This window comes from Bifidobacterium miconis, assembly GCF_019331735.1.
Classification (GTDB): Bacteria; Actinomycetota; Actinomycetes; order Actinomycetales; family Bifidobacteriaceae; genus Bifidobacterium; species Bifidobacterium miconis.
Window position 1 is genome coordinate 1 of sequence record NZ_JAHBBH010000002.1, and the last position, 12,589, is coordinate 12,589.

The window sequence follows — 12,589 nt, forward strand, 5'->3', positions numbered from 1 at the left end:
ACAGGTACGATGGACGGCACGGTGGAAACCCGCGTTGAACGCGTTCGCCATCACCTTCGCCGATCGCTGGCCCGCCAGCGAGAACCAATAACCAAACCGCCAGTTACACACTTAATGGGACAGTCCCGCTCCATCATTCGCTGATGCCGTATTCCTTTGCGATCAACGCCCACAACTCCTCCGCCGCCTTGTCGACGTTGTCGTTGACGATGGTCACGTCGAATTCGCTTTCGGCGGCGAGCTCGACCTTGGCGGTTTCGAGGCGGCGCTTGCGCTGGGCTTCGGTTTCGGTGCCGCGGCCGACGAGGCGGCGGACGAGTTCGTCGAAGCTCGGCGGCGCGATGAAGACGGACAGCACTTCGAGACCGAGGTCCTTGGCGGTTTCCTTGACGCGGCGCGCGCCCTGCAAGTCGATTTCGAGGATCGTGGGCGTGCCTTCGGCCAGATGCTCCTCGACGGGCTTGAGCGGTGTGCCGTAATGGGCCATGCCGTGCACGACCGCGGTTTCGAGGAACTCCCCCGCCGCTTCCTTGGCGATGAACTCGTCTTCGCTCATGAACCAGTAGTTGAGGCCGTTGACTTCGCCCGGACGCGGATCGCGCGTGGTGGCGGAGACGGACACCCACACTTCGGGGTGCTTCTTGCGCAGCGCGTTCTCCACAGTGCCCTTGCCGACGCCGGCAGGACCGGTGAGCACGAGCAAGCGGCCGCCGTGCATGGCCTGTTTCATCTGTTCCTCGCGTTCGTCCTGAACATTTTCGTCGGACACTTCGACGGTTTGCTTCCGCACTGTCGTTGCCGCGGGAGCAGCCGTCGCCGCGGCGGCGACGGAGTCGGAGGCATCGTCACGGGCATCGTCGGCGGCGTTCGCAACACCGTCATCGGCCGGATGATCGGACGTTTCGGTCGCGTCGGCCGTCTTTGCCGCGTCCGTCGCAATGCGGACGGGCTTCACGCCATCGGCGGTCGTGCTATCGCCTGCGGTATTGTCGGTCGGTTCGGCGGCGGCAACGACCGTGCCGTGGTCCGACTGTGCGAACGTTCCGGCAGCGGACGCGTCTGCGCTATCGGATATCGACGCGGCGGCAGATTGTGTAGAGGCTGCAGAGCCCATGTCCACGACGGTCGGCGCGTTCGTGTCGTGCGGGCGCTCGTCCGCGACCTTGGTCGCCTCGAGCAGCGCCTGACGCACGTCAAGCGAAATCGCCTCCGTGGCCTGCGACAGGGCGGCGATGTCCGGACCGTGCGAGGCGATGAAGCGCGACACGGTGACGAGCACGTTGCCGCGCGTGCCCTTGAACACGGTGCGCAGGTCCTTGGCCTCGGCGCCCTGCCAGCCGTAACCGGGAGACAGGATCGGGCCGGTGAACCGCGCGGGGTCGACGCCGCTGTCGTTGATCCACTGGCCGATGGTCGCGCCGATGATCAGGCCGACGGAACCCATGCCATCGATGCCCTCATTGAACTTCTGCACGGTGCTGGCCACGCCGTACGCCACGGTTTTGCCCTTGTAGTCGCCGTTCTGGCGAATGGCGGTCTGCAGGCTGGCGCCCTCCTCGTTCGAGGTGAGGGAGGCGACGAACACGCCGCGGCCGTTGTTGAGCGCGTCGTTGATCACGCCGCCGAGCGAACGCGCGCCGTAGTACGGCAGCAATGTGATCGCGTCGGCGAGCAGCGGGGCGCCCGGCTTGAAGTAGGCGTCCGAAATCGCGGAGATCGTCGTGGACAGGCCGCCGTGCAGGCAGTCGACGATGGTGATGATGCCCATCTGGCGAGCCGCGTACAGCACGCGCTCGAGCGCGGCGAATCCCTTGGATCCGTAGCGCTCGAACATCGAGGACTGGAATTTGACGGCGGCGGCGCGGCCGGACGCGGCCTGCAGCATGCGCATGGCATACAGCTCCGCGCCCTCCGCATCGACGTTGTAGCCCCAGTCAGTGAGGAGCTTGCGATGCGGGTCGATTCCTACGCACAACGGGCCGTACTTGGCCATTGAATTGCTCAGGCGCAGACCGAAGTCCGAGCGCTGAGCTTGCTGCTCTTCACTGCTGAGGCTGTTGATCATGAGTTATCCCGGCTTTCCATTTCGAACAACTGCTGCGAATGTTCCTGAATGCTCATGATCTGATAGTCGTTCTTCTTGACGGCTTCAATGGCCATGAGCACAGCTGAAAACTCGGTCATCGTCGTGAACTGCGGAATGTCGGCCGCGATCGCGGCGGCGCGGATCGAGTATCCGTCGGAACGCGAACCGCGGGAGTTCGGCGTGTTCAGGATCATGTCGATGTTGCCGTCCTCGATGAGTTCGACGACGTTCTTGCCGATGCTGCCTTCCGCGTGCTTGACGACGACCGGCGCGTCCGGATCGGAGTCCATGCGTGTGCTGATCTTGTCGACGATCTTCGATTCGATGCCGTAACGGCGCAGCACGGAGGCGGTGCCTTCGGTGGCCCACAGCTTGAATCCGAGCTCGACCAGACGCACGGCGAACATCGGCAGCTGGCGCTTGTCGGAGTCGTTGACCGAGATGAACACGTTGCCGCCGGTCGGCAGTCCGCCTTCGTACGCGGCGAGCTGGCTCTTGGCGAACGCGTGCGGGAAGTCGCGGTCGAAGCCCATGACTTCGCCGGTCGAACGCATCTCGGGTCCGAGCAGCACGTCGACGGTCTTGCCGACCGGCGTGCGGAAGCGCTTGAACGGGAGCACGGACTCCTTGACCGCTACCTGCTGGCCGCGGTGGATGACGCCGCCGTCGCCCTTGGGCAGCAGCAGGCCGTTGGCGCGCTGGTCGGCGACGGTTTCGCCGGCCATGATGCGCGCGGCGGCCTTCGCCAGCGCCACGCCGGTGGCCTTGGAGGCGAACGGCACGGTGCGGGAGGCGCGCGGGTTGGCTTCGATGACGTACAGGGTGTTCGCCATGAACGCGTACTGCACGTTGATCAGGCCCTTGACGCCGCAGCCCTTAGCGATGGCGTACGTGCCCTCGCGCAGACGGCGGATCTGGTCGTCGGACAGCGTGGACGGGGGCAGCGTGCAAGCCGCGTCGCCGGAGTGGACGCCGGCTTCCTCGACATGCTCCATGATGCCGCCGATGTACAGCTCCTCGCCGTCGAACAGCGCGTCGACGTCGATTTCGATGGCGTCCTGCAGGAACTTGTCGATGAGCAGCGGGGAGGGCAGACGGCCGGACACCACGGTGTCGGCCTTGGCCTCGTCGAGCGCGCGGTTGACGTACTTGACGAGCTGCGCGTCGTCGTACACGATTTCCATGCCGCGGCCGCCGAGCACGTAGCTCGGACGCACCAGCACCGGGTAGCCGATGTTGTGCGCGGCCTCGCGGGCCTCTTCGAGGCTGAGGGCGGTGCCGTAGCGCGGCGCGTTCATGTGCGCCTTCTTGAGCACCTCGCCGAACAGCTCGCGGTTTTCGGCCAGATCGATGCTTTCCGGCGTGGTGCCGAGGATCGGCACGCCTGCAGCCTTGAGTCGCGCGGCGAGCGACAGCGGCGTCTGGCCGCCGAGCTGCACGATGACGCCCTTGACCGGGCCCATCTTCTTCTCGGCCTCGTAGATCTCGAGCACGTCCTCGAAGGTGAGCGGCTCGAAGTAGAGGCGGTCGGACATGTCGTAGTCGGTCGACACGGTCTCCGGGTTGCAGTTGACCATGATCGTGTCATAGTCCTTGCCGAGCTCCTGCACCGCATGCACGCAGGTGTAGTCGAACTCGATACCCTGGCCGATGCGGTTCGGGCCAGAGCCGAGGATGATCACGGCCTCGCGCTCGCGCGGGCGCAGCTCGGACTCGTCGGCGTAGCAGCTGTAGTAGTACGGCGTGACCGCGTCGAACTCGGCGGCGCAGGTGTCGACGGTCTTGTAGACCGGCTTGAGACCGTACGTCCAGCGCAGTTCGCGGATCGTGTTCTCGCCCTCGTCGCCCAGACGGCGCAGGTGCGCGATCTGCAGATCGGACAGGCCGGCCTGCTTCGCCTTCTTGAGCAGCTTCTTGGTGAGCGTCTCGGCGCCCGCGATCTCGAGCGCGGTGTCGTTGATGAGCGCGAACTGGCGGATGAACCACGGGTCGATCTTGGTCGCGTCGAAGATCTGCTTCTCGGTCGCGCCGCCCCACAGGGCGCGCTGGATCTGCAGATAGCGATGCTCGGTCGGCACCTTGATGGCCTCGAGCAGTTCGGCGACCTCGGCCTCGGACGGCTTGGCGCCATCCCAGCTGAAGCCCATGTGGCGCTTGTCGATCGAGCGCATGGCCTTGCCGAGCGATTCCTGGAAGTTGCCGCCGAGGGCCATGGCCTCGCCGACGGACTTCATCGAGGTGGTCAGGGTCGGGTCGGCGCCCGGGAACTTCTCGAACGCGAAGCGCGGCACCTTGGTCACGACGTAGTCGATGGTCGGCTCGAAGGAGGCCGGCGTGGACTGCGTGATGTCGTTGCGGATCTCGTCGAGCGTGTAGCCGAGGGCCAGCTTGGTCGCGATCTTGGCGATCGGGAAGCCGGTGGCCTTGGACGCGAGGGCGGACGAACGGGAGACGCGCGGGTTCATTTCGATGACGATGATGCGGCCCGTGTCCGGGTGGATGGCGAACTGGATGTTGCAGCCGCCGGTGTCGACGCCGACGCCGCGGATGATCGCGATGCCGATGTCGCGCAGCTTCTGGTACTCGCGGTCGGTAAGCGTGAAGCACGGGGCAACGGTGATCGAATCGCCGGTGTGCACGCCGACTGGATCGACGTTTTCGATCGGGCAGACGACCACGACGTTGTCGTTGCGGTCGCGCATGAGCTCGAGCTCGAATTCCTTCCAGCCCTCGATGCCCTCTTCGATGAGCACCTCGTCGGTCGGCGAGTAGTGGATGCCGGCGCCGGCGATGCGGTGCAGCTCCTCCTCGTCGTGCGCGATGCCGGAACCAAGGCCGCCCATGGTGAAGCTCGGGCGCACGACCAGCGGGTAGCCGAGCTCGTCGGCGATGCGGTCGCATTCGACGAGCGTGTGCGCGATGCGCGAGCGGGCCGACTCGGCGCCGGCCTCCTCGACGACCTTCTTGAACAGCTCGCGGTCCTCGCCGCGGTCAATGGCCTCGAGCGAGGCGCCGATCAGCTCGACGTTGTACTTCTTGAGCACGCCTGCCTCGCCGAGCGCCATCGCGGCGTTCAAGGCCGTCTGGCCGCCCAGGGTCGGCAGCAGCGCGTCAGGGCGTTCCTTGGCGATGATCTGCTCGAGGATCGGGGTCGCGATCGGCTCGATGTAGGTGGCGTCCGCCATCTCCGGGTCAGTCATGATGGTGGCCGGGTTGGAGTTGACCAGAATGACGCGAATGCCTTCCTCGCGCAGCACGCGGCAAGCCTGGGTGCCGGAGTAGTCGAACTCGGCGGCCTGTCCGATCACGATCGGGCCGGAGCCGATGACCATGACCGACTTGATGTCCGTACGCTTAGGCATTGCGCTTCTCCTCCTTGGCAGTCTTCGTCGTCTTCATCAGGTCGACGAAACGGTCGAACAGATATGCGGCGTCATGCGGGCCGGCCGCCGCCTCCGGGTGGTACTGGACGGAGAACGCGGGGATGTCCACGCACTGCAGTCCCTCGACCACGTCGTCGTTGAGATCGATGTGCGAGACGAACACCTTGCCGTACTTGCCGTGCTCGTACGGGGCGTCGACCGGGTCGCCGATCGGCGCGTCCACGGCGAAGCCGTGGTTGTGCGCGGTGACCTCGACCTTGCCGGTGGTCACGTCCTTGACCGGCTGGTTGATGCCGCGGTGACCGAACTTGAGCTTGTAGGTGCCGAAGCCGAGCGCACGGCCGAGCAGCTGGTTGCCGAAGCAGATGCCGAAGAACGGGTAGCCGGCGTCGAGCACCTTGCGCAGCAGCTCGACCTCGGGGCCGGCCTGCTCCGGGTCGCCCGGGCCGTTGGAGAAGAACACGCCGTCCGGGTTGAGGTCTTCGATCTCCTCGAACGTGATGGTGGACGGCACGACGTGCACGCGGCAGCCTCGCTCGGCCATGCGGTGCGGCGTCATGGCCTTGATGCCGAGGTCGACGGCGGCGACGGTGAACAGCGGCTCCTTGCCCTCGAACTCGCCGCACGGCTCGATGGTGTACGTTTCCTTGGTGCTGACCTCGTCGTAGAGGCTCAGGCCCTTCATCTGCGGCGTGGCCTTGACCTCGGCCAGCATGGACGCGACGGAGCGCAGCGTGCCGGTGCCCTCGTCGATCAGGGCGTCGCCGGAGAAGATGGCCGCGCGCATCACGCCGGCGGTGCGCAGGTGACGCACCAGCTTGCGCGTGTCGATATGGCACAGGCCGACGATGCCCTCGCGCTTGAGATCGTCGTCGAGCGAGCCGGTGGCGCGCCAGTTGCTCACGGTCGGGCTGGGATCGCGCACGATGTAGCCGGCGACCCAGATGCGCGACGATTCGGGATCCTCCTGATTGATTCCGGTGTCCCCGATGTGCGGGAACGTCTGCACCACGATCTGCCGATCGTAGCTCGGATCAGTCAGCGTCTCCTGGTAGCCGGTCATGCCGGTTGCGAACACGATTTCGCCGCTGGTCTTGCCGATGGCGCCGTAGGGGTCTCCCACATACACTTGCCCGTCCTCAAGAACAAGAACGGCTTCATCAGGGGAAAAACTCACGGCTTCGGAATCAATCTGGTTCACCAAAACCCCCTTAATTACTCGGGATATTCGTCACTCACGATAGCGGCCGGCGGGGACTGGCGAACCCGAACGAAACCGCTGGAAATGTGCTGTTTATTCGGACTCGCCGGTCGCTGCGGCGGACGTTTCGCCGGTCTGTTCGGACTGCCCGTCCTGCTCGGACGGCTGTTCGCCGGACTGGTCGGCGTCGTCGGAGCCGTCGGTCTGCGCGGGCTGCGACGGACCGTCGTCGACGGGACGTTCGATGTCGTTGCACACGGCGCTCAGCAGGCCGTGGATGAATGCCGGGGAATCGTCGTCGCACAGGGTCTTCGCGAGGCTCAGGGCCTCGTCGATGGCGACCTTGTTCGGCACTTCGTCGTTGAACAGGATCTCCCACACGGCGATGCGCAGAATGTTGCGGTCGACGACCGGCATGCGCCAGACCTTCCAACCGGTGGAATGGTCGTTCAGCGTGCGGTCGATGTCACGACGGTGCTCGGCGACGCCGCGCACGATGTCGATGGCGTAATCGGGAAGCGGGGTCTGCGCGCCCGGCTCGGCGATGCGCTCAGCAAGAAGGGACAGGATATCCTGTCCCTTCTCATCCGCTTCGTACAACGTGTTCAGAGCCCTCTTGCGGGCGGTGGAACGTGCCATGAAGCTCTCTATTCCTTTGGTCCCAGCGGATCTAGCGCCCGCGGATCAGTTGTTTTCGCGGCCGAGGTAGGAGCCGTCGCGGGTGTCGACCTTGACCTTCTCGCCCTCGTTGATGAACAGCGGGACCTGGATCTCGGCGCCGGTCTCCACGGTGGCCGGCTTGGTGCCGGCGTTGGAGCGGTTGCCCTGCAGGCCCGGCTCGGTGTGGGTGATGGTCAGGATCACGGAGGCCGGCAGTTCAACGGACAGCGGGGTGCCGTCGTGGAAGGAGACCACGCAGTCGGTGCCCTCGAGCAGGTACTTGGCCTGATCGCCGACCAGCGACTTCGGGATGTAGATCTGGTCGTAGGTGGTCATGTCCATGAAGACGAAGTTCTCGCCGTCCTCGTAGGAGTACTGCAGGTTGCGGTTGTCGACGGTCTCGAACTCCATCTTCATGCCCGCGTTGAAGGTCTTGTCGACGATCTTGCCGGACAGGACGTTCTTGATGGTGGTGCGCACGAAGGCGGGGCCCTTGCCCGGCTTGACGTGCTGGAACTTGGTGACGGTCCACAGCTGGCCGTCGAGGTTCAGGACGGAACCGTTCTTGATGTCATTGGTAGTCTGTGCCACGATTGATCACCTATTCGTTTGATTGAATGTGCGTGAAGCTTAAAAATAGCCTTCGCTATTATGTCATACCGCCTATACAGGCGTTTCCCGGACTGTTTCGGGACGCTCCCGATATGAGAAACCCCCTGAATCCATGAGGATTCAGGGGGTTTCTCAGAACGCTAGTTCGAGCGCGTCACGACGCTCGCTGATGGAATCAGGCGAGGATCTTGGTGACACGGCCCGAGCCGACGGTGTGGCCACCCTCACGCACGGCGAAGGTCAGGCCCTCCTCCATAGCGATCGGCTGGATCAGCTCGACGGTGAAGGTCGCGTGATCGCCCGGCTGGACCATCTCGACGCCTTCCGGCAGCTCGATGACGCCGGTGACGTCGGTGGTGCGGAAGTAGAACTGCGGACGGTAGTTGGAGAAGAACGGCGAGTGACGGCCGCCCTCATCCTTGGTCAGCACGTAGACTTCGCCCTCGAACTTGGTGTGCGGGGTGACGGAGCCCGGCTTGGCCACAACCTGGCCACGCTCGACATCGGTACGGTTGATGCCGCGGAGCAGCAGACCGGTGTTGTCGCCAGCCTCGCAGGCGTCCATGGTCTTGTGGAACGTCTCGATGGAGGTGACGGTGGTGGTCTGGGTCGGACGGATGCCGACGATCTCGACCGGGGTGTTGACGGCCAGCTGGCCACGCTCAACACGACCGGTGACGACGGTGCCACGGCCGGAGATGGTGAAGACGTCCTCGATCGGCATCAGGAACGGCTTGTCGAGGTCGTGGACCGGGGTCGGGATGTACTCGTCGACGGCGTCCATGAGCTTCTTGATCTGCTCAACCCACTTCTCGTGATCCGGAGCGTCATCGTGCAGAGCGCCGTAGGCGGACACGCGGATGACCGGGCAGTCGCGATCGAAGCCGTTCTCGTCGAGGAGGTCACGGACCTCTTCCTCAACGAGCTCGATGAGCTCCTCGTCCTCGACCATGTCGCACTTGTTCAGAGCAACCAGGATCTTCGGGACGCCCACCTGGCGGGCGAGCAGCACGTGCTCGCGGGTCTGGGCCATCGGGCCGTCGGTGGCGGCCACAACGAGGATGGCGCCATCCATCTGGGCGGCACCGGTGATCATGTTCTTCACGAAGTCGGCGTGGCCCGGGCAGTCCACGTGAGCGTAGTGACGCTTCGCGGTCTGGTACTCGATGTGGGCGATGTTGATGGTGATACCACGCTGCTGCTCTTCCGGAGCGGCGTCGATCTGGTTGAAGTCGTACTCCGGGTTGAGATCCGGGTACTCCTCGTGCAGGACCTTGGAGATGGCCGCGGTCAGGGTCGTCTTGCCGTGATCGACGTGGCCGATGGTACCGATGTTAACGTGCGGCTTAGTACGCTCGTACTTTTCCTTTGCCATTACTTTTGTCCTCCTGGACGTCTCGTGTAGTAAAAACCCCGGCTTGTGGCCCGGGCACTCGCTACAGTTTACTGGGTTTCTGGGTTATGTGCCACTTTGGAGCCAGAACCCAGTCAGCGCTACACGATATTAGCGCTGACTGGAGACACTGGCGAGCCTCAATGGCAGCGCGTGTCACTCGCCGCGCTGGGCCTTGACGATCTCGTCGGAGACCGACTTCGGGACCTCGGCGTAGGAGTCCATCTGCATGGTGAACATGGCGCGGCCCTGGGTCTTGGAACGCAGGTCGCCGATGTAGCCGAACATCTCGGACAGCGGGACCTTGGCGTCGATGACCTTGACGCCGGTGGCGTCGGTCATGGACTGGATGTTGCCACGACGCTGGTTCAGATCGCCGATGACGTCGCCCATGTACTCCTCCGGAGTACGGACCTCGACGGCCATGATCGGCTCGAGGATGACCGGCTTGGCCTTCGGAGCGGCTTCCTTGAACGCCATGGAACCGGCGATCTTGAAGGCCATTTCGGAGGAATCGACCGGGTGCATCTGGCCGTCGTACACGGTGGCCTTGACGCCCACGACCGGGAAGCCGGCAAGCACGCCGGATTCCATAGCTTCCTTGACACCGGCCTCGATGGGTCCGATGAACTCGGCGGAGATGTGGCCGCCGGTGACCTCGTTGACGAACTCGAACGTCTCGCCGGCCTCGGTGTCGAGCGGCTCGAAGTTCATGAACACCTTTGCGAACTGGCCGGAACCACCGGTCTGCTTCTTGTGGGTGTACACTTCGTTCATCACGGCCTTGCGGATGGTCTCGCGGTAGGCGACCTGCGGCTTGCCGACGTTGCACTCGACCTTGAACTCGCGGCGCATACGGTCGACGATGATGTCGAGCTGGAGCTCGCCCATGCCGGCGATCAGGGTCTGGCCGGACTCCTCGTCGGTGGTGACCTGGAAGGTCGGATCCTCGTCGGAGAGCTTCGCGAGGGCGATGCCCATCTTCTCCTGGTCGGCCTTGGTCTTCGGCTCCACGGCCACCTGGATGACCGGGTCCGGGAAGGTCATGGACTCGAGGGAGATCGGGGCGGACTCAGCGCACAGGGTGTCACCGGTGGACACGTTCTTCAGACCGACGAACGTGTAGATGTTGCCGGCTTCGGCGGCGTCGACCGGGTTCTCCTTGTCGGCGTGCATCTGGAAGATCTTGCCGATGCGCTCCTTCTTGCCCTTGGTGGAGTCGAGCACGTTGTCGCCCGGCTTGACGGAGCCGGAGTAGACGCGCACGAACACGAGCTTGCCGTAGAACGGGTGCGTGGAGATCTTGAAGACGAGGGCCGCGAACGGATCGGAGACCAGCGGCTTGCGGTCGATCTCGACGGACTCGTCGCCCGGCTTGAAGCCCTTGATGGACGGCACGTCCTCCGGGGAGGGCAGGTAGTCCACAACGGCGTCGAGCATCGGCTGCACGCCCTTGTCCTTGAACGCGGAACCGCAGAGCACCGGGTAGGCGCGACGCTCGATGGTGAGCTGGCGGATGCCCGCGCGGATCTCCTCTTCGGTCAGCTCGCCGGCCTCGAGGTACTTCTCGGTCAGCTCGTCGCTGGCCTCGGCCACGTCGTCGAGCAGCTGGGCGCGGTACTCCTCGGCCTTGTCCTGCAGGTCGGCCGGGATGTCAGTGGTGTCGTAGTGGGCACCCTGATCGGTGGAAACGTCGTTCCACACGTAGGCCTTCATGCGGATCAGGTCGACGACGCCGGCGAAGTCGTTCTCGGCGCCGATCGGCAGCTGGACGACGAGCGGCTTGGCGCCGAGCTTGTCCTTGATGGTCTGCACGGAGAAGTAGAAGTCGGCGCCGAGCTTGTCCATCTTGTTGATGAAGCAGATACGCGGAACGCCGTACTTGTCGGCCTGACGCCACACGGTCTCGGACTGCGGCTCCACGCCTTCCTTGCCGTCGAAGACGGCGACGGCACCATCGAGGACGCGCAGGGAGCGCTCCACCTCGGCCGTGAAGTCCACGTGGCCCGGGGTATCGATGATGTTGATCTGGAACTTGTCCTTGGTGTCGTGCGTCTGGCGGTTCCAGAAGCAGGTGGTGGCGGCGGACTGGATGGTGATGCCGCGCTCCTGCTCCTGAGCCATGAAGTCCATCGTCGAGGCGCCATCGTGGGTCTCACCGATCTTGTAGTTCTTGCCGGTGTAGAAGAGGATGCGCTCGGTGGTGGTGGTCTTACCGGCATCGATGTGGGCCATGATGCCGATGTTGCGGATCATGTGCAGATCCGTAAGCACGTCAAGTGCCATTTGCTATTCCTTAGCTCTCGTTCTTGGAAATTACCAGCGGTAGTGAGCGAAGGCCTTGTTGGCCTCTGCCATCTTATGAGTATCCTCGCGGCGCTTGACAGAAGCACCGAGGCCGTTGGAGGCGTCGAGGATCTCGTTGGCGAGACGCTCGGCCATGGTCTTCTCGCGACGGGCGCGGGAGAAGTCGGTCAGCCAGCGCAGGGACAGCGTGTTGGCGCGGTTCGGCTTGACCTCGACCGGGACCTGGTAGGTCGCACCGCCGACGCGGCGGGAACGGACCTCGAGGGACGGACGGATGTTGTCGAGGGCGCGCTTCAGGACAGCGACCGGCTCCTGGTCGGTCTTTTCCTTGACCATGTCGAGCGCGGAGTACACGATGTCCTCGGCGATCGACTTCTTGCCGTCGAGCAGGATCTTGTTGATGAGCTGAGCCACGACGGTCGAGCCGTAGATCGGATCGGGCAGCAGCGTGTGCTTCTTAGCGGGGCCTTTACGTGACATATCTCTTACTTCGCCTTCTTTGCTCCGTACAGGGAACGACCCTGCTTGCGGTCCTTGACACCCTGGGTATCGAGCGCGCCACGCACGATGTGGTAGCGCACGCCCGGCAGATCCTTCACACGGCCGCCGCGCACGAGCACGATGGAGTGCTCCTGCAGGTTGTGGCCCTCGCCCGGGATGTAGGCGGTGACTTCGATGCCCGAGGACAGGCGCACACGGGCGACCTTACGCAGAGCCGAGTTCGGCTTCTTCGGGGTGGTGGTGTAGACACGGGTGCACACGCCGCGACGCAGCGGGCTGCCCTTGAGCGCCAAAGTCTTCGACTTCTTCGGCTTCGGCGAACGTCCCTTGCGGACGAGCTGTTCAATAGTAGGCAACTTGAATTCTCCGATTCAGTGGTTTCTCTTGTTTCCGTGGGACCGCCGCACTGCGCCCACACTTTGCCCACTGATCGACAGATCGGTCAA

The 12,589-nt window shown here is 64.2% G+C and carries 9 protein-coding genes and 1 pseudogene; all 10 read right to left on the reverse strand.

Translation table 11 applies throughout. The features are described from left to right. Positions 1-133: 133 nt before the first annotated feature. The 10 genes and pseudogenes from gmk to rpsL all read right to left on the reverse strand — a co-directional run bounded on the left by gmk (position 134) and on the right by rpsL (position 12,499). On the reverse strand, positions 134-730 hold the full coding sequence (gene gmk / locus KIH79_RS00845; protein WP_219057759.1) for a guanylate kinase: 597 nt from the start codon (positions 728-730) through the stop codon (positions 134-136). 420 nt (positions 731-1,150) lie between these two features. Continuing rightward, positions 1,151-2,065 (reverse strand): annotated as a pseudogene (pyrF, locus tag KIH79_RS00850) (orotidine-5'-phosphate decarboxylase); the annotation flags it as partial. Beyond that, on the reverse strand, positions 2,062-5,448 hold the full coding sequence (gene carB / locus KIH79_RS00855; RefSeq protein WP_219057656.1) for a carbamoyl-phosphate synthase large subunit: 3,387 nt from the start codon (positions 5,446-5,448) through the stop codon (positions 2,062-2,064). The pseudogene pyrF and the gene carB, both read right to left, overlap by 4 nt. After that, positions 5,441-6,670 (reverse strand): glutamine-hydrolyzing carbamoyl-phosphate synthase small subunit, encoded by a 1,230-nt coding sequence (gene carA, locus KIH79_RS00860; RefSeq protein WP_219057657.1) that lies wholly within the window; start codon positions 6,668-6,670, stop codon positions 5,441-5,443. The genes carB and carA overlap by 8 nt, the downstream gene beginning before the upstream one ends. A 93-nt stretch (positions 6,671-6,763) precedes the next feature. After that, on the reverse strand, positions 6,764-7,309 hold the full coding sequence (nusB, locus tag KIH79_RS00865; protein WP_219057658.1) for a transcription antitermination factor NusB: 546 nt from the start codon (positions 7,307-7,309) through the stop codon (positions 6,764-6,766). A gap of 45 nt (positions 7,310-7,354) precedes the next feature. Continuing rightward, positions 7,355-7,921, reverse strand: a complete 567-nt coding sequence (gene efp / locus KIH79_RS00870; protein WP_219057659.1) for an elongation factor P — start codon at positions 7,919-7,921, stop codon at positions 7,355-7,357. 196 nt (positions 7,922-8,117) lie between these two features. Next, the gene (gene tuf / locus KIH79_RS00875) at positions 8,118-9,317 is read right to left on the reverse strand and encodes an elongation factor Tu (protein WP_214375136.1); all 1,200 of its coding nucleotides are present in this window, start codon (positions 9,315-9,317) and stop codon (positions 8,118-8,120) included. 174 nt (positions 9,318-9,491) lie between these two features. Then, the gene (gene fusA / locus KIH79_RS00880) at positions 9,492-11,621 is read right to left on the reverse strand and encodes an elongation factor G (protein WP_219057660.1); all 2,130 of its coding nucleotides are present in this window, start codon (positions 11,619-11,621) and stop codon (positions 9,492-9,494) included. Between the two features lie 30 nt (positions 11,622-11,651). Next, complete coding sequence (gene rpsG, locus KIH79_RS00885; RefSeq protein ID WP_033492908.1) at positions 11,652-12,122, reverse strand: 30S ribosomal protein S7; 471 nt, start codon at positions 12,120-12,122, stop codon at positions 11,652-11,654. Between the two features lie 5 nt (positions 12,123-12,127). Next, positions 12,128-12,499, reverse strand: a complete 372-nt coding sequence (rpsL, locus tag KIH79_RS00890) for a 30S ribosomal protein S12 (RefSeq protein WP_003825774.1) — start codon at positions 12,497-12,499, stop codon at positions 12,128-12,130. Positions 12,500-12,589 lie beyond the last annotated feature (90 nt).